Below are 20,153 nucleotides of genomic sequence, written 5' to 3'. Positions count from 1 at the left end.
CAATGAATAAATCAAGATTTTACTTGTCAATTACTTTTTTTCTATTAATGATTTTTTCAAGTTTTGGTCAAAATCAATCAGAAAAATCTAAGTGTAATTTATGTGATACTTTGCCAGGTAAAATTTCAGAATTTGAAGCTGCATTAATAGATTCTAAACTCCATTATTATACAAACAATGGTAAAACCAAATTAGACTTAAAAAAAGCAGAAGAAGTTTGTGATGCAAATTATTTTTATACCTGTAATAATCTAATGGTATTAATTTCTACAGGACATAAAAATGATAGAACAGAAATTAGACAAGATAAAAACTTGAGTTTAAATGATTATAGTGCAATGTATTTTAAAGGAAAATTCGAAAATGCACCAGACTCTAATGAAAGAAAAGGAGTTACTATTGGGCAAATTCATAATGATACAAAAGGTGTTAAAAGACCGCTTTTAAGAGTAGAAATTGCTGGTGGAAATGCAATTAAAGTAATTGTTACAGATAGTTATATTAAAAATGAAGGGAATGTTGAAAATGACTTTTTCACATCATTTAAGAATAAAGATGAGGTAGAATGTAAAATAGAAATCAATGAATCTGATGATAAAGTTACTGTTTATGTAAAAAATATAACTCAAAATAAAGCAGAATCAAAAACGTATAATGTAAGTGATCTTTGGAAAGAGATGGATGGTAATTTTTACTTTAAAGCAGGAGCATATACTCAGGTTTCAGGGCCAAAAACTAAAGTGAGTTATAGTAAATTTCAATTTATTTATGAGTAAAGGTTTATACTTAAAACATACTTTAAAATAATTCTCAATTTTAAAGTGATTTATTTTTATTTCAAAAAATTTATTATGCATGCATAGTATTTTTTAAAAAAAAGACGTAGTTTTGTAACAGATAATTTAAACTAAAAATAGAATTTATGAAAATATTGGTATGTATTAGTCACGTTCCAGATACAACTTCAAAAATTAATTTTACTGAAAATGATACAAAGTTTGATACAAATGGAGTGCAGTTTGTAATCAATCCTTATGATGAGTTTAGTTTAACAAGAGCAATGTGGTTTAAAGAAAAGCAAGGTGCAAGTGTAACTGTTGTTAATGTAGGTAGTGCATCTACAGAACCAACTTTACGTAAAGCTTTGGCTATTGGTGCAGACGATGCAATTCGTGTAAATATGGATGCTACAGATGGTTTGTCTGTTGCAAAACAACTTGCAGAAGTAGTTAAAAATGGTAGTTACGATTTAGTTTTAGCAGGTAGAGAATCTATTGATTATAATGGAGGTATGGTTCCTGGTATGTTAGCTGCTTTAGTAGATTTTAATTTTGTTAATGGTTGTGTAGGTATGGAAGTTGATGGAACTTCTGTTACAGCAATAAGAGAAATTGATGGAGGTAATGAAACTTTAAGCACTTCTTTTCCTTTAGTAATTGGAGGCCAAAAAGGTATTGTAGAAGAAAAAGATTTACGTATACCTAATATGCGTGGTATTATGATGGCTCGTAAAAAGCCTTTAAATGTTGTTGAGCCTGTTGCAGTAGAAAGTGCAACATCTATAGAGTCATTTGAAAAACCTGCACCAAAAGGAGCTGTAAAATTAGTAGATGCAGATAATGTAGATGAGTTAATTAGCTTATTACATAATGAAGCAAAGGTGATATAATCGTAAATTATATCGTTCTGAACTTGTTTCAGAATTTAATAAATTAATAAAAATTTTTTAGGATAGTTTTTAAGTCTAATTAAAAATCTAATGTCTAAAAATCTAAAATTTAAATAATATGTCAGTTTTAGTTTTTGCAGATTCAGCAGAAGGGAAATTTAAGAAAAGTGCTTTTGAAGTAGTTTCTTACGGAAAAAAAGTTGCTGAAGAATTGGGTAGTAATTTAGTTGCTTTAACCATAAATAGTAGTAATAACGAAGAATTATATACCTATGGTGCAGAAAAAGTTGTTACTGTTTCTAATGATAGTTTGGCAACCTTTAATGCAAAAAGTTATGCATCTGTAATAAAGCAAGTTGCAGAAGCAGAAGGTTCATCAGTAGTTATTTTAGACTCAAGTATAGATACTTTATATGCAGCACCAATTTTGGCTGTAGCTTTAGATGCAGGTTATGTATCAAATGTGGTGGCTTTGCCAAGTTCTACTAGTCCTTTTACAGTAAAAAGAAAAACTTTTTCTAACAAAGGATTTAGTAATACAGTAATATCAACAGAAAATAAAGTAATAGGTGTTGCTAAAAATTCTTATGGAGTTTTTGAAAACCCTGTAGATGGTACAACAGAAACTTTTGAGGCAACAATTGCAGATTCAGGAGTAACATCAACAAAAGTAGAAAGAGTTACAGGTAAAGTAACTATTGCAGATGCAGATATAGTTGTTTCTGCAGGTAGAGGTTTAAAAGGACCAGAAAATTGGGGAATGGTAGAGGAGTTAGCAGACGTTTTAGGTGCTGCAACAGCTTGTTCTAAGCCAGTTTCAGATTTGGGATGGAGACCTCATGGAGAACACGTTGGTCAAACAGGTAAGCCAGTTGCATCTAATTTATATATTGCAATAGGTATTTCTGGAGCAATCCAGCATTTAGCAGGTATTAACGCATCAAAAGTAAAAGTTGTTATTAACACAGATCCAGAAGCACCTTTCTTTAAAGCTGCAGATTATGGTATTGTTGGTGATGCTTTTGAGGTTGTTCCTAAATTAATAGAGAAGCTCAAAGCTTTTAAGCAAGCTTAATTCAAATATTCAAACACAGTTTTTTAATGAAAACCTATTAGTTTAATAGCTAATAGGTTTTTTCTTTTTTTAGTAAAAACTATTAAAAATAAAGGAGTAATCTATTATTTTTATTAAATTGTGCCCTCTAAAAAGTGTAAAATATTATCTGTTTTTTTTTGATATTACTTTTTAGATTTGTAGAAGATATATGAGTTTAATACAACTAACCATCAAAGGAATTTCTTACAGTCAAACACAAAGTGGTGCGTATGCATTAGTTTTGAGTGAAATGGAAGGAACAAGAACTTTACCTATAATTATTGGTGCTTTTGAAGCGCAATCTATTGCAATAGCTTTAGAAACTGAAATTAGACCACCAAGACCATTAACACACGATTTATTTAAAACCTTTGCAGATACTTTTACTATTGTAGTAAAAGAAGTTATCATTCATAAATTAGTAGATGGAGTTTTCTTTTCTAGCTTAATTTGTGAAAGAGAAGGTGTAGAAGAGGTGATTGATACTAGAACTTCGGATGCAATTGCAATAGCTGTTCGTTTTAATGCACCTATTTTTACTTATGAAAACATTTTAGATAAAGCTGGTATTTATTTAAAAGTTGAGGAAGAAATGGCCATTGAAAACAAACAAGAGTCACAAGAAATTCCTATAGATTTTGAATTAGAATCTTCTGATGATAAGAGCGATTTTTCTACCTTGTCTTTAAGTGAATTAAATAATCAATTAAACAATGCAGTTGATAATGAAAATTATGAATTGGCAGCCAAAATAAGAGACGAAATTAGTAAACGTTCTTAAAAAAAATATCTTCATTATGAAAAAAACACTCATTGTTTTTCTTTGTTTTTTCTCAGCTTCAATCTTTGCTCAAGAGACTGAAACTTTAGTAGCAACCGCAGAAATAATACCTAGTCAAGGTTTTTCATTTACAAGTTTATGGAGAGGAATTCTTGGTATGTTTGTACTTATTCTTATCGCTTTTTTATTTAGCAGTAACAAAAAAGCCATAGATTGGAAAAAAGTAGGTGTTGGTTTAGCTTTACAATTATTAATTGCTATTGGTGTTTTAAAAGTTAGCTTTATTCAGAAAATATTCGAATTTATTGGTAGTATTTTTATCGAAATTTTAGAATATACAAAAGCAGGTAGCGAGTTCTTATTTGCTGGTATTGTTGCAGATACAAATACATTTGGTTACATATTTGCATTTCAGGTTTTACCAACTATTATTTTCTTTTCAGCATTAACTTCTCTATTGTTTTATTTAGGTATCATTCAAAAAGTAGTAAAAATATTAGCAATTGGTTTGTCTAAGTTTTTAGGTATTTCTGGTATGGAGAGTTTGTCTGTGGCTGGTAATATCTTTTTAGGTCAAACAGAAGCACCACTTTTAATTAAGGCGTATTTAGAAAAAATGAATAAGTCAGAAATGCTTTTGGTGATGATAGGAGGTATGGCTACAGTTGCAGGTGCAGTTTTAGCAGCTTACATAGGCTTTTTAGGAGGTGGAGATAAAACTTTAGAATTAATTTTTGCAAAACACTTATTAGCAGCTTCTGTAATGGCAGCTCCTGGAGCAATTGTAATTTCGAAAATCTTGTATCCACAAACAGAAGAAGTAAATACAGATGTAACTGTTTCTCAAGAAAAAATAGGTTCTAATATTTTAGATGCAATTGCAAACGGTACTACAGAAGGTTTACGTTTGGCAGTAAATGTTGGTGCAATGTTATTGGTTTTTGTAGCTGTAATTGCAATGATTAATGGAATTCTAGGTTGGGCAGGAGAAATAACAACTTTAAATGAAATTATAGCAGTAAATACAGGTTATGACAAGTTTTCATTAGAATTTATTTTAGGTTATATTTTTGCGCCTTTAATGTGGTTAATTGGTGTTGCATCAGAAGATATGGCTTTAATGGGGCAATTATTAGGTATTAAATTAGCTGCAAGTGAATTTGTAGGTTACATACAACTAGCTGAATTAAAAAATGTAACTAGTGTTACTCATTTAACGTTTAATAAATCTATAATTATGGCTACTTATATGCTTTGTGGTTTTGCAAACTTTGCATCAATAGGTATTCAAATTGGAGGTATTGGTTCTTTAGCTCCTGGTCAGCGTAAAACATTGTCAGAATTTGGTATAAAAGCTTTAATTGGTGGTACAATTGCTTCTTTAATGTCTGCAACAATTGCTGGGATGATTATTGGATAATTAGTTCTTACTAATTTTTTGTTTTGTAACATTTTATTACCTCATAAAATATTTTAACATTTTTTTGGCATACGTTTTGTTTAGTTGATAAGCCTAAACCAGCCCAGAAAATGAAAAAGATAACCTTATTACTTCTTTTTATTTATGTAATAAAAGGATACAGTCAAAAATCACCAGCTTTATACATTGGTAAAAAACAATTAGAACTTTCTAACTTAGATATAAGCGTTAAAATTGTAGGAAATATTGCTACAACAACTTTTGATATGTCTTTCTATAATGCTAGTTCAAGAGTTTTAGAAGGAAGCTTGAAATTCCCTTTAGGAGAAAATCAAGAAGTTTCCAGGCTTGCTTTAGAGATGAATGGTATATTAAGAGAAGCAGTTGTTGTAGAAAAAGAGTTAGGTAGAATTGCTTTTGAAGAAATTGTTAGAAGAAGAGTAGACCCTGCTTTGCTTGAAAAAGGGAAAGGCAATACTTATAATTTGAGAGTGTATCCAATACCTGCAAGAGGAAGCAAAAGAGTTGTTATTGCTTATGAGCAAGAATTGTTATTTAAAGATAATGCATATTATTATCATTTACCTTTTAATTTTAAAGACGCTATAAATACCTTTAATCTTAGTATAGTAGCGTTAAATCAAAAAAAGAAACCGATTGTTGTTGAAGGGGAAGAATCAATATCTTTTTCAACTTGGCAAACTTCATTTAAAACTTCATTCAAAAAAGAAAATTATATACCCAATAAAAGTATTTTGATAAAAATACCAGTTGATTTAAAAAAACAGAAATTAATTACTACACCAAATTATTTTTACTTCTATAAAACGATACAACCAAAACTTAAAAAGCGTGATAAACCAAAATCAGTTTCCCTGTTTTGGGATGTTTCTTTATCTATGAAAAATAGAAATTTAGATAAAGAAACTGATTTATTAGAAGCATATTTTAAAGAGTTAGAAAATGTTGAAGTACAATTAGTTTTATTTAGTAATACAATTATCTGTAATAAAAAATATCATATTAAAAATGGAAATTGGACAACTTTAAAAAATAAATTAGGGCAATCAATTTATGATGGAGCAACCTCTTATAAAGAAATAAGTAATCTAAATACTAAATCTGATGTAATCATATTGAGTTCAGATGGCTTAACCACATTGAGTAATCCTTCATTTAATAAAAAAACACCAGTTTTTCTTATAAATAGTAATACAGAAGTTGCACATAATGCATTAAATTATATCGCAAAAAAGTCTAAAGGAGGAATTGTTAACCTGAATATAACTAGCATTAAAAAAGGTTTATCAGTATTAAATAATTTAGCTTTTCAATATTTGGGATTTAATTCAAATAACAAAAATATTGAAGTATATCCATCATTATCATCTAAAGGAGTATTAGATTTTTCGGTTGCTGGTAAAAATTATCTTAATGGAGAAAAAATATCTTTTTTATTTGGGTATGGAAATGTTGTTTCAGAAGAAGTTAAAGTTATTTTAAAAACAGAAAAAGTAAAAGATGAAAATATAATAAATAGAATTTGGGCAAAAAATAAATTAGCAACTTTACTTGATAAAAAGAAAGAAAATAAAACAAAAATTATTGATTTAGCTACTAGTTATAGCTTAGTAACTGATTATACATCCTTAATTGTTTTAGAGAACGTACAAGATTATATTAAGTATAATATTATTCCGCCAAAAGAATTACTAGTTGAATATAATCGACTAAAAAATACTAAAAAAAAGTTTAGAAATATAGCTAATTTACCTCTTGATGATAAATTATCATTTTCCTTTTCAGAAAGAATAGAAGTTGTTGAAGATGAAAGGGAAATTGAAGAAACCGTTATAGAATCGACAGAAAGTGATGAAGGTAAGTCTATTAATATTGAAGATATTGTTGAAGTAGTAGAAGAAGAGGTTATATATGATGTTCCTTTTATGATAATCGAAGAAGCACCAACATTTCCTAACTGTACAGGTAATAACCAAGAAAAGAAAGACTGCTTTAATGAAGAATTGCAAAGACATATTCAAAATACTTTGAACTTAGAGTTAATTAATTTATTAAATTTAACTTCTGGTAGAAAAAGAATTCATGTTCTTTTTAAAATTTCTAAAACAGGGCTAATTCAAGACATTAGAGTTAGAGCACCACATCTTAGCATTAAGAATGAAATAATAAGAGTTCTTAATTTATTGCCTCGAATGATTCCAGGAAAACAAAATGGTATGCCTGTAGATGTAAAATATACAATGCCTATAACAATACAAATCGATAATTCAGGAAAGATTCAAAGCCCTGTTTTTTATTCAAATACACAAAATCAAAGAACATCAATTCAAAGAAAACCTTTTAAATTATATAAAGGAGATTTAAAAGTTGTAGATAGAATTCTAAAAACACCTTATTTAACTTCTTTATCATTTTTTAAAGATAAAGAATCTGCGTATTTATTTTACCTTACTCAGAGACAAAGTTATCAGGATACTCCACATTACTATATTGATGTATCTGATTTTTTTTATAGAAAATTTAATGATAGGGAATATTCTGATCGAATTTTATCTAATGTGGCAGAATTTGATGCGGGTAATTATGAGCTTTTAAGAGCTTTTGCTTATAAATTAGAAGAAAGGGACAAAAAAGAAGCTGTACTTTTTATTTATCAGCAAATATTAGAACTAAGACCAGAAGATGCACAATCTTACAGAGATTTAGCTTTGGCATATCAAAGTGTTGGTTTATGTCAGAAAGCATTTGATTTGTTTTTAAATATTGTTAATAAAACCATTTATGACAACAATAAACACAGAGGAGTTTTTAAGGGTTTACAAGATATTGCAAAGCAAGAAATAATTTTTTTGATAGATAAATATAAAGATGATTTAGATTTAGAAAAAATACCTAAAGAATATTTATCAAATGTTAAAAAGTTAGACTTAAGAGTTGTGTTAGATTGGAATCAAAATGATACTGATATAGATTTACATATTATAGACCCCAATCTAGAGGAATGTTTTTACAAACATTCAAAAACCCAACAAGGAGGTAGAATGTCTAGTGATATGACGCAAGGTTTTGGACCAGAAGAATTTGTATTAGAGAAAGCTAAAAAAGGGTTTTACTATATAAAGATCAAATATTATGGAGATAGAAAACAAAAAATAGAAACACCAACTTTTATGAAAGTAACGATTTACAAAAATCAAGGAAAAGAAAATGAAGAAAAGACAGTTAGAGTAATTAGATTAACAAAACAAGATAAAGAAGAAATTATTGCTAAAATTAAAATTTAGGAGTTTCTTACCGTTAATAACTTTTAAATATTTTTAAAATAAAATTACCTAAATGGTTTCAACCTTTTTCTATTTTTACAAACAGTTTTTTTTAACTTACAATAATATTCAATTAAACGCATACGCACTTTTATGAAACAATATCACGATTTAGTAAAACACGTTTTAGAAAACGGAAATGAAAAAGGCGATAGAACAGGAACAGGTACAAAAAGTGTTTTTGGTTATCAAATGCGTTTCGATTTAAGTGAAGGTTTTCCAATGGTAACTACTAAAAAGTTACATTTAAAAAGTATTGTTTACGAACTTTTGTGGTTTATAAAAGGTGATACAAATATTAAATATCTACAAGAAAATGGTGTAAGAATCTGGAATGAATGGGCAGATGAAAATGGAGATTTAGGTCCAGTTTATGGTCATCAATGGCGTAATTGGAATAGTGATGAAGTAGATCAATTAAAAGGAGTTATTGATACTTTAAAGAAAAACCCAAATTCTAGAAGAATGTTGGTTTCTGCTTGGAATCCTTCTGTATTGCCAGATACTTCAGTATCATTTTCAGAAAATGTAGCAAATGGTAAAGCAGCTTTACCACCTTGCCACGCATTTTTTCAATTTTACGTTTCTAATGGTAAACTATCCTGTCAGCTATATCAGAGAAGTGCAGATATATTTTTAGGAGTTCCTTTTAATATTGCTTCTTACGCTTTATTTACAATGATGATTGCACAAGTTTGTGGTTATGAAGCAGGCGAATTTATTCATACTTTTGGTGATGCACATATCTATAATAATCATAAAGAACAATTAAATTTACAATTGTCTAGAGATATAAGACCTTTACCAAAAATGAAAATGAATCCATCTATCAAAAATATCGAAGACTTTACTTTCGATGATTTTGAGCTGTTAGATTATAATCCACATCCACATATAAAAGGTGTGGTTGCAGTTTAAAAGAAACAAAAAAGAGCTTTCAAAATTTATAATTGAAAGCTCTTTTTTATTTTATCATAATAAGTTAATTATAAACTTAAAACACTGTTATCTGCTCCTGCAAAATCGCTCCAAGCAAAACTATCAGCAGCTTCTTCGTTTACATATTCACCATCAACTAGATATTTAAATTCGTAAGAATTACCAGATTCTAAATCAACAGTACCTTTAAAAGATCCGTTTTTTAATTTTTTAAGCGGCATTGCCTCAACATTCCATTCATTAAAACTTCCTACAACTGCAACACTTTTAGCTTCTTCAGCTGGTACAGTAAAAGTTACTTTACAAACTGGTTTACTTTTTAAAAATTGTTTTTTAATTGCCATAATTATTAGGTTAAATTATGGTGTAAAAATATGCAAGAAGATGTTTATAGCAAACACTATTTGGCAATAAGATTTAAGATTTATCAGTTTAATAATAACAGCATACAAAATATTGATAATTCAAAATAATTATATATCTTAATTATTGTTTATATAAAAATGAGGGGTGTTCTTTTTACTTGATTTTCAGGGTTTTTACTACTAAAACGTATTCGTGTAAGCAAAACATAGTTTAAAATTAACCTAAAACATCAATTTAAATGAACATTTCTGTTATTTTTGTGTAAAATGAAGAGGATTATATGGTAACAATAATAGCTGCAATTGCAGAAAATAATGCTTTAGGAAAAGATAATGACTTAATTTGGCATTTACCTGCAGATTTAAAAAGGTTTAAAAAAGTAACTTCTGGTCATCCCATTTTAATGGGTAGAAATACTTTTGAATCTATAGGTAAACCTTTACCAAACAGAACTACAGTAATTATTACCAGAAATAAAGATTATATAAAAGACGGATGTTTAATTGCTAATAGTGTAGAAGAAGCTTTAGAATTAGTACAAGACAAACCTGAAATTTTTATTATTGGTGGTGCACAAGTGTATAATTATGCCATGAAAAATAATTTAGTTGATGCTTTAGATATAACTAAAGTACATCATGAATTTGAAGCAGATGCTTTTTTTCCTGAAATTGATGCTGATGTTTGGCAAGTAGTAAAACAAGAAGATTTTAAAGCAGACGAAAAACACAAGTATGATTTTAGTTTCTTACGTTTCGAAAAAAATTAATTAATTCTATTGGGTCTAAAACCCCCACCTAAATTCATTTTATATTTTTGTTGTGCAAATAAAAAGTAATTGAATAGTTTATAATTTACTTCATAGCCATAATCTACAAATGACTGGTAATCAATAATATTTTCGTAGATGCTCGCATTAAATTGTCTAGGATTATTTGCTCTTTGGTTCCAGGTAACTACCCATATTTTATTTCTAGCTTCTAAATATTGTTGCGAATAAAAACCTTCTGGTTTTGCAACAGAATTTAAAAAGTTATTAAAACCAATATCAATAATTGTAATTTCGTACTCTAAGCTGTCATTTGCAATAACAACTGGTTCTTCTTTTTTTGTTAGTGTTTTATTTATGGGTGATGATCCACAGGCCCAAAAAAAGACACCAACAGCGAATAATACTAGTATTTGTTTTAAAGTTTTCATAATATCTAAATATATTAAATTTATATAGGTTTTTTGTTAAAAAGGATAATACATCCATTTAATCTTATTCAAAAGTAGGTTAGATTGTTTGTAAAGAAAAACAAGAATGAGTAAAAACTACTTTTTAATGAGTAAACAGAAATAAATGCTCAAAAGTTATTCCAAATTGTATTATTTTTAAATCTTTAATTTTTATTTTTAAGTTAAAATCAACTAAATGAAACAAAGATGTTTTTGGGTTACAGATAGTAAGTTGTATCAAGATTATCATGATTTTGAGTGGGGAGAACCTGTTTTTGATGATGCAACTTTGTTTGAGTTTTTAATTTTAGAAACTTTTCAAGCAGGTGTAAGTTGGATTACGATTTTAAATAAAAGAGAAAATTTTAGAAAAGCTTTTGATAATTTCGATTATAAAAAAATAGCCACATATTCAGAAAGTAAGTTTAATGAATTAATGCAAGATGCAGGTATTATTAGAAACAAATTAAAAATAAGAAGTGCTATTTCTAATGCACAATTGTTTATGGATATTCAAAATGAATTTGGTTCTTTTTCTAAATTTATTTGGAGTTATGTTGATGGAAAACCAATTCTAAATGAGTTTCATAAAAAGGAAGATGTACCAGCTACAACTCCTATATCTGATAAAATTTCTAAAGACCTAAAAAAACGTGGTTTCAAATTTACGGGTTCAACCATAATGTATGCTTATATGCAAGCTGTTGGTATGGTAAATGATCATACAACAGATTGCTTTAAATATCCGAATTAATTAAGGTTTTACAAATCCTTAAACCAGAATTAAAACAGATTATAACTGTTTTTTTATTGTTATTTTAGAAATAGAAAGTACTCCTTTTGGGAGTTGGAAATGGCCAGAAATAGTTTTTGGATTTTTAACCAAACCACAATATACTAAGTGGTATAAAATTATTCTATTTTAGATATTGGTTGTTTTGTGTTTTATATGGCACTCTATAAAACAGCATGGAATAGACTTAAAAATATTAATAATTGAATTTGACTTACGAAGAAATAATAGAAAAGCTTTACGAATTAGAGAATCAAGAAAAAGTGATTTTTAAAGCACAAAAATTTGGTATTATTTCTAACAATTCTTTAGGAATCTATCATAAAGATTTGAGATTAATTGCTAAACAAATTGGTAAAGATAATCAGTTGGCTATTGAATTATTTGATAGCGGAATTTATGAAGCAAGAATATTGTGTAGTAAAATATTTAATCCAAAAGGTTTAACTGAAAACTTGATGGAAAAATGGGTAAGAACTTTTGAAAATTGGGAAGTTTGTGATAGCTTTTCTATGGGAGTTTTTGCGAAAAGTGATTTAGCTTTAACCAAAATATTAGAATGGTCAGATAGGGAAAAAGAGTTCGAGAAAAGAGCTGCATTTGCAATTATGGCTGCATACTGTATGGCAGATAAAAAATCTGAAAATGAACTTTTTAGTCAGTTTTTTAGGTTGATAAAAAAAGCATCATCAGATGAAAGATTGTATGTTAAAAAGGCAGTTAATTGGGCTTTAAGAAATATAGGTAAAAGAAATATCGATTTAAAAAAAGAAGCCATAAAAATTGCAGAAGAACTTTTAAAAACGAAAAGTAAATCTGCTATTTGGATTGCCAAAAATGCTTTAACAGAACTTAAAAAGGAAGAGATTAGAATGTCTGATTATCCTAGAAGTATTTATAGAAATTAGAATTAATTACCAAAAATAATACGAATAGCGATAAAAACAGCAATAATCAATCCACCGTAAATTGCTACTTTTTTACCAGCATTTTTATAATAACGCTCGTGGTTTTTAATATCTTTCTTGTAGCTAATAAATATTAAGGTACCGAAAATTAAAACAAAAAAGACGATAAAAATTATTCTTCCAGTAGTAAAATAAGCATTTATAAACATCATCTTTATTCTTAATAAGTATTAAATTAATCCAATATAAAACTCTTTAAATTATTATAAAGTTTCTATATCTTGTGTTTGCAAAATTACAAATAAAAGTAGACTAAATGAAAAACAAAATAGCAGCAGTTCACGAATTTCACACAGCGTTTAAATTAAATATTCAGAATAAGCCAACTGTAGATATTTCTGATGATAGAAAAAAACTACGTTTTGAGTTGATGAAAGAAGAAAACGAAGAATATTTAGGAGCAGCAAAAAACAATGATTTAGTTGAAGTTGCAGACGCTTTAGGAGATATGCTGTATATTTTATGTGGCACAATTATAGAACATGGTATGCAAGATAAAATCGAAGAAGTTTTTAATGAAATTCAACGTTCTAACATGAGTAAATTAGGCGAAGATGGACAGCCAATTTACAGAGAAGATGGTAAGGTTTTAAAAGGGCCTAATTACTTTAAACCAGATTTTACTAAAATTTTAGGGAAATAAGAAAATACTATCTCCATTTATTTACATGATCTACTTTATCTTGAAACTGTGAGGATAAAGCTTTTATTCTAAATTCAAGTAAAGATTTTCTACCTTCTATTGTTCTCGTAAAAATTAGGGAACAATTACCAACTAGTTTTTTCCATTGATTTTCAAAATACTGAGCTAATTTTTTATTTCTGCCTAGTATTTCTGGTACAGAATGATAATCTTTTTGGCTAAAGAATAACATAAATTTGTTTTTTCTGATAATAACATATCTTGGATTTTCTATTGGAACCACAATTTCGTGAAGAGCGTTTATAAAAATTGATTTTTCAAATGTAGTACCTCCTTCTAAATGACAATAGACAGCCCCCCATTTGTCTATAGTAGTTTCTACTTTTAGTTCTGAATTATTTGTATGCAATAACTCAGCTTTAATTAAAGAATGTAGTAAAGCATCACCAATTTTTTGAATGTCTTTAGAGATATCTCTGTATTTAATATAAAGATGAAGAGTAACAAATGTAAACCTTCCGTAAATTATTACACCAACAATTCCCAAGGCAATAAGAAAATTGTAATACTGTTCTACAGAATTAAAATGTCTAGAAATTCGATTCAAAAGATCTAAGCCTGTTTGCGTAAAACCTATAAGACTAGAACTTAAGGTCGCAATAAGATTTGCTATGGTTTTATTTAAATACATCGATTTTACGGCTCGATATTCTTTTTTCTCAGAAAAAGGAATTTTTATTTCTTCTATAAGAGTAATACCAGATTCTAGAGCAGTATCCCATCTTTTTTTAAGAGATTTTCTATCCTTAGAAAATAAAAACATTTTTGAGTTTTCTTTTTCTATTGCTTCTTTAAAAGTAATGTTATTTGGTAAGTTTAAACGTCCAATTCCATTTTCTATACTTGGTTCTTCTTTAAAAGAAACACCAACAAAACTTTTAAAACGTCTTTTAAGTATGTCTAAATCATCTCCACCATTTTCTGATGTTTGGTCTATAGTTGCTAAATGCCAAATATTACTAGTTTTCTTTAAATTATCTTTCTGTGTTCTAATTGCTCTACCACGCATTTGGTTTGATAAAACAAAAGAACCAACAAAACTTGCTAGAATTAAAGTATTAATTGCAGGTGCATCCCAACCTTCACCTAATAAGGATTTTGTGCCTATTAAAATTTCAATTTCCCCATTTTTAAAAATTTCAGTTACTATATTAATAATATCATTTTTTATTTGTGATGATTGATGAATTAAAATATAGTTATCATCATAAGGTACTTGAGAAGAGTTTATTTTGGTAATTCCATATTGATAAGCCAACGTTTTAAAAGCCTTAAAAGCTGTTTTAGGAATAATGATTATAGAACCAGTTAATACTCCTATTCTTTTATTGTTACGGTTTTCTCTTCTTAATTTTTCAAAAATCGGAATAATTCCAATTTTAGTTAATTCTAAATTGTTTTCATCAGCATTAACAAAAAACTCCTTACGTATGTAATCAGAAAGAATAACCATACGTAAGTTTTTACCAAGTTGTTCGTGTTCAAAATCTACAATTTTTTGAATTCCATTAAGTTTACTTATACTAGATTTTAAAGAGTTTGTAATAAGATTATTATGAGATAGGTTAATGCGTTTTTTTTCGATAGCACCTTTTCTCTTTAATTTATTTAAAATTATTTTTTGATGTTCTTCAAATGGTGTAAAATGTTTTTCGTCTTGAAATAAATAGAAATCTAGAAGTGTTTCTAGCCAATTATAGTCAAGTTCTGGGATTTTAATTTTAGAATCACCAATAATTTCAAGATGTATTTTAGGAATCTCTTTTTTGTTAGCATAAAGAAAAATTAAGCAAGCAGAATAGAAAGAAAGATTTTTATAAATCCAATTTAAATGTTTGGTAGGCTCTATCCAAATTGGGTGTTGTTCAATAGCTTTTATAATTATTACATCTTGTTTTATTTCGTTGAATACTTTTTTTATATTTTCTCTAAATTCTATAATAATTTTGTGCTCTTCGTCTGTAGGTAAAGTAAAATGAACATAATCTTGATGTGGGCATAAATTACCTTCAATTATCAATTCAGGTACTGAAATTTCAGAGTCAACAGGGCCATTTAATTCAATATATCTATTCCATTCATTATAAGTTACATCATAAGGAGGTGTTGCAGTTAAGCCAACAATTACAGGTTTTAACTGTTCCTTTACTTTTGTTAATGTTTTCCACCATTCGTTTTTTAAATGATGAGCTTCATCAACAATAATAGTTTTTATATTTTTAGTTTTTAAGGCATTAATAACTTCATTATTTGCTACAAACTCTTCCTCTTCTTCAATTTGTTTTTCTTTAGAGTTAAAGTCATTACAAGCAGAGTGTAAGCCTTGGTAGGTAACTACAGTCATAAATTCAGGATTTCTAATATTTCTAGAAATCCAGTTTGGCGTTGAATTTGTTTGTAAAAAAAGTTCACAAAAACGTTGTATCCATTGATTTTGAATAGCAATTGTTGGTACAAGAATTAAAACAGGTTTATTAAGTCTTAATGCTACTTCTAAACCTAAAATTGTTTTACCAGAACCAGGAGGTGCAATTACGTGTAAATGTTGGTCAGTTAAATGTTCTTGTAATTCATTAAGTACCCGTTTTTGATATTTTCTCCAGTTGTATTTAAACTTAATGTTCTTAGGGAATTCGTTCAAATTGTGATTTATATAAGTTGATTAAATTTAAAGAGTTTTATATAAAATTTCTTGTTTTTACTTATCAAAGATAAAAATACATTTGTTAATTGCATTTTATTAGAAACCTATTCATCATTATTTTAATAATATTAATTGTTTTTGAACAAAAAAACCTCGCAATTTGCGAGGTTTTTAAACTATATTTTGAATATGATTATTTAGGTTCTAAAATCATATCAATTCTATCAATCACATCTTGTAAGTGGTAACGTCTTAAAGTATTACCAGAATAAGCTGCTTTTTTAGCATCTCTCTGAATACGTTTTAACTCACCTCTTGCTACAGATTTTACATCAGATTGGTTTATAGTAATTCCAGATCTTTTTCTGTAACCACTGTTAGTACCTCTTTGATCTTGTGCTTTATTCAATAAATAATCTAATCTATCTAAATGTGCTCTTTGTAAATTTCTTCTGTATGTATCTATAGATGCTCCAGAATAAATTTCAGACCAAACTCCTTTTCTTACATCACTCATCATATTTACAAGTGTGTATGCTTTAGAAGCACCGTTTAAAGTTTCATTCTCTATCATTCTAGCCATTCTACCAGCGTCTAAAATATTGTTTAAAGTTCTAGCTTGTAATCCACGAACTCTTTCTACAGAACCAGAAAATTCAGTTTTGCTAAAAATATTTTCGTCTAACATCCAAGTAGGAGTTTTAAACAATTCATCAACTACAAACTTTAAAGCTTCTTTTTGAATCGCTTTATCTACATGAGTATACACTGCACCTTCTTGGTCTGTAGTTTTGTAATGTTCGTAAACACCACCAATATTAGCAGAAACGTGCCCCATATATCTATTAAACTGACTTAAAACTTGGCCATACATAGTAGATAGATTTTCGTAGTTTTCACCTTTTTCAGATGTCCACTCTTCTAATCTTGGTAAAATTCTCTGTAAATTCTTAATTCCGTACATAGAAGCTTTCATTGCGTCATCACCTAAGTCTTCTGTTTGAGAACTAGGGTCTACAACACCACCTGCTTGCTGATGCCCAAATCTATACATTGGGTCTCCAGCATGTTTTAATATCCAAGAATCTAAAATTGGTTTTTCTTCTTTTGCAGTTTTATCTAAAATTGGTCTATAACCCCAAGAAATGGCATATTTATCATACACCCCAATATTTGGCATTAATGCAACATCTTTATCTTCTGGTTGTGCAACATAGTTAAAACGAGCATAATCCATAATTGATGGTGCAGTTCCATATTTTTTTGTAAATGATGCAGAACGTAAAGAATCTACAGGGAAAGCAGATGAACTACCCATATTATGTGGTAAACCTAAAGTATGCCCTAATTCATGTGATGAAACAAATTTAATTAACTCACCCATTGTTTCTGTCTTAAAATTATTACTTCTTGCATCAGGATTGATTGCTGCAGTTTGAATAAAAAACCAGTCGTGTAATAAAGTCATTACATTATGATACCAGTTAATATCAGATTCTAAAATTTCTCCAGAACGTGGATCACTTACGTGAGGTCCATTTGCATTTGGTATAGGTGAAGCTAAATATCTAATTACAGAATAACGAACATCTTCTGGGCTATATTCTGGGTCTTCTTCTTTAGTAGGTGCTCTTTTTGCAATAATTGCATTTTTAAAACCTGCAGCTTCAAAAGCAACTTGCCAATCATTTACACCTTGTATAATATATGGAACCCATTCTTCTGGTGTAGCTCTATCTACATAATAAACAATTTGTTTTTTAGGTTCAACTAATTCACCTCTTTTAAATTTCTCAATATCTTCATCTTTAACTTCTAAACGATATCTATCTAAATAAGCAACAGTTTTACTTTTTTGTGCATCTAAACCATAATCTGTTTGTCCACGTGCAAACCAACCAACTCTTTCATCAAAATAACGACGTTTCATAGGTACTTTTGGTAATAATACCATAGAGTTACTCATTTCTAAAGTAATAGACCCTAAAGAACTGTTTGAAGGTGCTTTGTTAGCAAAATAAGTTTTTACGTGTCTTACTTCTATATTTTGAGGATAACTACTTACTCTATCAATATAAGAACGAGTGTTGTCTAATCTTGTAGCTTGGTAAAATTTTCTGTAAAACCCTGGGAAACCAAGAGGTTTTACATCTGTAGAAAATAAAGAAGTTGCATCGATTACAGTTGCTGTAGAATCTTTGCTAAATGCTTTAATAGGAAAAGCAAATAGAATAGGTTCTAAGTTAGAGTTTACAACAGCTTCATGCACAGGTAAAATAGTATCTGCAACAATATTATGAGAAACAACTCTTAATAAAATTTGTTTTTGTTTCTTTTCCCAACGTAAAACTTGGGTGTTTGTTTTTCCACCACCAAAACCAATTCCGGTTGCAGTTTTAGCTATTCTTGTTACCATTAACATTTCTCTTTTTAAAAGAGAATCTGGAATTTCGAATAAGTAAGTGTTGTCTTTTTGATGAACTTTAAATAAACCTTCGTCTGTTTTGTGTTCTTTGGTAACAACTTTAGCATAAGGCTGAATTGCACCTTTTTTAGGTTTTGGTTTCGGAGCAACTTTTTTAGGCTCTTCTTTCTTTTTTTTCTTCTTAAAAATTTGAGCTTCAGCATTAGCAGAGAACCCTAAAACAAGAGCAAAAAGAAGTACTCTCGAAAATATTTTTTTTGTCATAATGTGTGATTTGAATTGTTTTCGAAATTACGCAAACTATAAAAACCTAAACCTTAAATTTTTGTTAAAGGAATAAAAGAGAAAACCCTCTAAAACTTTGTTTTAAAGGGTCTTTATAATTGTTCTAAATAGTAGTAAAACTTATAAATTAAAAGCTTCTTTTATTGTGTCAACATAATCTAGTTTTTCCCAAGTAAAAGTTTCTACTTCTTCAGAAACAGTTTCTCCCATAGGATTTGAAAAAGTAACCGTTTTTACTTCTGATGTTCTTCCCATATGTCCATAAGCAGCAGTTTCTGAATAAATAGGTGTTCTTAATTTTAAACGTTGCTCAATAAAATAAGGACGCATGTCAAAAATAGAAGCTACTTTTTTACTGATTTCTCCATCTGTTAAATTAATATTAGAAGTACCGTAAGTTTCTACATTTATACTTGTTGGTTTTGCTACACCAATAGCATAAGAAACCTGAACCAAAACTTCTTTACAAACGCCAGCAGCAACTAAGTTTTTAGCAATATGCCTTGTTGCATAAGCTCCAGATCTATCTACTTTACTTGGATCTTTTCCAGAAAATGCTCCTCCTCCATGAGCGCCTTTTCCACCATAAGTATCTACAATAATTTTTCTACCTGTTAAGCCAGTATCTCCATGTGGTCCACCAATAACAAATACTCCAGTAGGATTTATGTGATACGTAATATCATCAGTAAATAATTTTTGAATATGAGCAGGTAATTTTGCAATAACTCTTGGTATTAAAATTTCAACAATGTCTTTTTTGATTTTTGATAACATTATTTCTTCTGAAGGATCAAAATCATCATGTTGAGTAGAAATTACAATGGCATCAATTCTTTGTGGAACGTTATCATCAGAATACTCTATAGTTACCTGACTTTTTGCATCTGGTCTTAAATACGTAATATCTGAATTTTCTCTTCGGATTTCTGCCAATTCTTTTAGCAATCTGTGAGATAATTCTAAAGCCAAAGGCATATAGTTTTCAGTTTCGTCAGTAGCATAACCAAACATCATTCCTTGATCTCCTGCACCTTGTTCTTCTGGGCTAGACCTGTCTACACCTTGGTTTATATCTGGTGATTGTTCGTGAATTGCAGATAAAACTCCACAAGAATTTCCATCAAACATATATTCGCCTTTTGTGTAACCAATTTTATTGATTACATCTCTTGCAATTTTTTGAACATCTAAATAGGTTTTAGATTTAACTTCACCAGCTAAAACTACTTGACCTGTTGTTACTAAAGTTTCGCAAGCCACTTTACTTTCTTTGTCAAAAGCTAAAAAGTTATCTATTAAAGCGTCAGATATTTGATCTGCAACTTTGTCTGGATGCCCTTCTGAAACACTTTCTGATGTAAATAAATACGACATAAATTTATATGTATTTTAAATAAATTATAATAATAAATGATTGCTTTGTCGCTAAAAGAAGTAGGTAATTACTGCTTTAGCATTTTTTTTAAGAGGTTGCAATCAGTTCAAATTTTTCCTCT

General features: G+C 28.7%; 17 protein-coding genes. 11 read left to right on the top strand and 6 right to left on the bottom strand.

Going from position 1 to position 20,153, the window contains the following annotated elements; genetic code table 11:
- The first annotated feature begins 2 nt into the window (after positions 1-2).
- From KO506_RS04115 to KO506_RS04085, 7 genes are all read left to right on the top strand, one after another.
- Complete coding sequence (locus KO506_RS04115; protein ID WP_215993620.1) at positions 3-776, top strand: polysaccharide lyase family 7 protein; 774 nt, start codon at positions 3-5, stop codon at positions 774-776.
- A gap of 146 nt (positions 777-922) precedes the next feature.
- The gene (locus tag KO506_RS04110) at positions 923-1,669 is read left to right on the top strand and encodes an electron transfer flavoprotein subunit beta/FixA family protein (protein WP_215993619.1); all 747 of its coding nucleotides are present in this window, start codon (positions 923-925) and stop codon (positions 1,667-1,669) included.
- A 118-nt stretch (positions 1,670-1,787) separates the two neighbouring features.
- Positions 1,788-2,744 carry an electron transfer flavoprotein subunit alpha/FixB family protein gene (locus KO506_RS04105; protein ID WP_215993618.1) on the top strand — a complete coding sequence of 319 codons (957 nt, stop codon included), beginning with the start codon at positions 1,788-1,790 and terminating at the stop codon, positions 2,742-2,744.
- Positions 2,745-2,934: 190 nt separating this feature from the next.
- Positions 2,935-3,546 (top strand): bifunctional nuclease family protein, encoded by a 612-nt coding sequence (locus tag KO506_RS04100; protein ID WP_215993617.1) that lies wholly within the window; start codon positions 2,935-2,937, stop codon positions 3,544-3,546.
- Positions 3,547-3,562: 16 nt separating this feature from the next.
- The gene (locus KO506_RS04095; protein ID WP_215993616.1) at positions 3,563-4,966 is read left to right on the top strand and encodes a NupC/NupG family nucleoside CNT transporter; all 1,404 of its coding nucleotides are present in this window, start codon (positions 3,563-3,565) and stop codon (positions 4,964-4,966) included.
- A gap of 110 nt (positions 4,967-5,076) precedes the next feature.
- On the top strand, positions 5,077-8,271 hold the full coding sequence (locus KO506_RS04090; RefSeq protein WP_215993615.1) for a VIT domain-containing protein: 3,195 nt from the start codon (positions 5,077-5,079) through the stop codon (positions 8,269-8,271).
- 132 nt (positions 8,272-8,403) lie between these two features.
- Positions 8,404-9,228: a thymidylate synthase gene (locus KO506_RS04085; protein WP_215993614.1), complete on the top strand. Its 825-nt coding sequence runs from the start codon at positions 8,404-8,406 to the stop codon at positions 9,226-9,228.
- A 68-nt stretch (positions 9,229-9,296) separates the two neighbouring features.
- On the opposite strand, the gene KO506_RS04080 is transcribed toward KO506_RS04085, so the two are convergent.
- Entirely contained in the window at positions 9,297-9,593 is a 297-nt protein-coding gene (locus KO506_RS04080; protein WP_068355927.1) for an isoamylase early set domain-containing protein, read from the bottom strand.
- A 302-nt stretch (positions 9,594-9,895) separates the two neighbouring features.
- Here KO506_RS04080 and KO506_RS04075 point away from each other — a divergent pair, with 302 nt between their 5' ends.
- Positions 9,896-10,384 (top strand): dihydrofolate reductase, encoded by a 489-nt coding sequence (locus tag KO506_RS04075; protein WP_215993613.1) that lies wholly within the window; start codon positions 9,896-9,898, stop codon positions 10,382-10,384.
- On the opposite strand, the gene KO506_RS04070 is transcribed toward KO506_RS04075, so the two are convergent.
- Positions 10,381-10,815 carry a DUF6146 family protein gene (locus tag KO506_RS04070; protein ID WP_215993612.1) on the bottom strand — a complete coding sequence of 145 codons (435 nt, stop codon included), beginning with the start codon at positions 10,813-10,815 and terminating at the stop codon, positions 10,381-10,383. The genes KO506_RS04075 and KO506_RS04070 overlap by 4 nt on opposite strands.
- Positions 10,816-11,032: 217 nt before the next feature.
- On the opposite strand from KO506_RS04070, the gene KO506_RS04065 reads away from it, so the two are divergent.
- Both KO506_RS04065 and KO506_RS04060 read left to right on the top strand, forming a co-directional pair.
- Positions 11,033-11,590, top strand: coding sequence for a DNA-3-methyladenine glycosylase I (locus tag KO506_RS04065; RefSeq protein ID WP_215993611.1), 558 nt, complete (start codon positions 11,033-11,035; stop codon positions 11,588-11,590).
- A gap of 242 nt (positions 11,591-11,832) precedes the next feature.
- Positions 11,833-12,537 (top strand): DNA alkylation repair protein, encoded by a 705-nt coding sequence (locus KO506_RS04060; protein ID WP_215993610.1) that lies wholly within the window; start codon positions 11,833-11,835, stop codon positions 12,535-12,537.
- A 2-nt stretch (positions 12,538-12,539) separates the two neighbouring features.
- On the opposite strand, the gene KO506_RS04055 is transcribed toward KO506_RS04060, so the two are convergent.
- Entirely contained in the window at positions 12,540-12,749 is a 210-nt protein-coding gene (locus tag KO506_RS04055; protein ID WP_252726777.1) for a hypothetical protein, read from the bottom strand.
- A 104-nt stretch (positions 12,750-12,853) separates the two neighbouring features.
- Between KO506_RS04055 and KO506_RS04050 the strand changes: the two genes are divergently transcribed.
- Positions 12,854-13,240 carry a nucleoside triphosphate pyrophosphohydrolase family protein gene (locus tag KO506_RS04050; protein ID WP_215993609.1) on the top strand — a complete coding sequence of 129 codons (387 nt, stop codon included), beginning with the start codon at positions 12,854-12,856 and terminating at the stop codon, positions 13,238-13,240.
- Between the two features lie 7 nt (positions 13,241-13,247).
- On the opposite strand, the gene KO506_RS04045 is transcribed toward KO506_RS04050, so the two are convergent.
- From KO506_RS04045 to metK, 3 genes are all read right to left on the bottom strand, one after another.
- Positions 13,248-15,941 carry a DEAD/DEAH box helicase family protein gene (locus KO506_RS04045; protein ID WP_215993608.1) on the bottom strand — a complete coding sequence of 898 codons (2,694 nt, stop codon included), beginning with the start codon at positions 15,939-15,941 and terminating at the stop codon, positions 13,248-13,250.
- 196 nt (positions 15,942-16,137) lie between these two features.
- The gene (locus tag KO506_RS04040) at positions 16,138-18,633 is read right to left on the bottom strand and encodes a zinc-dependent metalloprotease (protein ID WP_215993607.1); all 2,496 of its coding nucleotides are present in this window, start codon (positions 18,631-18,633) and stop codon (positions 16,138-16,140) included.
- Between the two features lie 141 nt (positions 18,634-18,774).
- On the bottom strand, positions 18,775-20,031 hold the full coding sequence (gene metK / locus KO506_RS04035; RefSeq protein ID WP_215993606.1) for a methionine adenosyltransferase: 1,257 nt from the start codon (positions 20,029-20,031) through the stop codon (positions 18,775-18,777).
- Positions 20,032-20,153: the final 122 nt, after the last annotated feature.

It is taken from the genome of Polaribacter vadi, assembly GCF_018861005.1.
Lineage (GTDB): Bacteria > Bacteroidota > Bacteroidia > Flavobacteriales > Flavobacteriaceae > Polaribacter > Polaribacter vadi_A.
The sequence above is the reverse complement of the archived record's forward strand: the minus strand, read 5'-3'. Positions and strand labels throughout refer to the sequence as shown.

What these genes read in the sequence shown, in the direction of transcription:
- KO506_RS04115 (WP_215993620.1), top strand. Translation starts at nt 3, where the DNA reads ATGAATAAATCAAGATTTTACTTGTCAATTACTTTTTTTCTATTAATG.
- KO506_RS04110 (WP_215993619.1), top strand. Translation starts at nt 923, where the DNA reads ATGAAAATATTGGTATGTATTAGTCACGTTCCAGATACAACTTCAAAA.
- KO506_RS04105 (WP_215993618.1), top strand. Translation starts at nt 1,788, where the DNA reads ATGTCAGTTTTAGTTTTTGCAGATTCAGCAGAAGGGAAATTTAAGAAA.
- KO506_RS04100 (WP_215993617.1), top strand. Translation starts at nt 2,935, where the DNA reads ATGAGTTTAATACAACTAACCATCAAAGGAATTTCTTACAGTCAAACA.
- KO506_RS04095 (WP_215993616.1), top strand. Translation starts at nt 3,563, where the DNA reads ATGAAAAAAACACTCATTGTTTTTCTTTGTTTTTTCTCAGCTTCAATC.
- KO506_RS04090 (WP_215993615.1), top strand. Translation starts at nt 5,077, where the DNA reads ATGAAAAAGATAACCTTATTACTTCTTTTTATTTATGTAATAAAAGGA.
- KO506_RS04085 (WP_215993614.1), top strand. Translation starts at nt 8,404, where the DNA reads ATGAAACAATATCACGATTTAGTAAAACACGTTTTAGAAAACGGAAAT.
- KO506_RS04080 (WP_068355927.1), bottom strand. Translation starts at nt 9,593, where the DNA reads ATGGCAATTAAAAAACAATTTTTAAAAAGTAAACCAGTTTGTAAAGTA.
- KO506_RS04075 (WP_215993613.1), top strand. Translation starts at nt 9,896, where the DNA reads ATGGTAACAATAATAGCTGCAATTGCAGAAAATAATGCTTTAGGAAAA.
- KO506_RS04070 (WP_215993612.1), bottom strand. Translation starts at nt 10,815, where the DNA reads ATGAAAACTTTAAAACAAATACTAGTATTATTCGCTGTTGGTGTCTTT.
- KO506_RS04065 (WP_215993611.1), top strand. Translation starts at nt 11,033, where the DNA reads ATGAAACAAAGATGTTTTTGGGTTACAGATAGTAAGTTGTATCAAGAT.
- KO506_RS04055 (WP_252726777.1), bottom strand. Translation starts at nt 12,749, where the DNA reads ATGATGTTTATAAATGCTTATTTTACTACTGGAAGAATAATTTTTATC.
- KO506_RS04050 (WP_215993609.1), top strand. Translation starts at nt 12,854, where the DNA reads ATGAAAAACAAAATAGCAGCAGTTCACGAATTTCACACAGCGTTTAAA.
- KO506_RS04040 (WP_215993607.1), bottom strand. Translation starts at nt 18,633, where the DNA reads ATGACAAAAAAAATATTTTCGAGAGTACTTCTTTTTGCTCTTGTTTTA.
- metK (WP_215993606.1), bottom strand. Translation starts at nt 20,031, where the DNA reads ATGTCGTATTTATTTACATCAGAAAGTGTTTCAGAAGGGCATCCAGAC.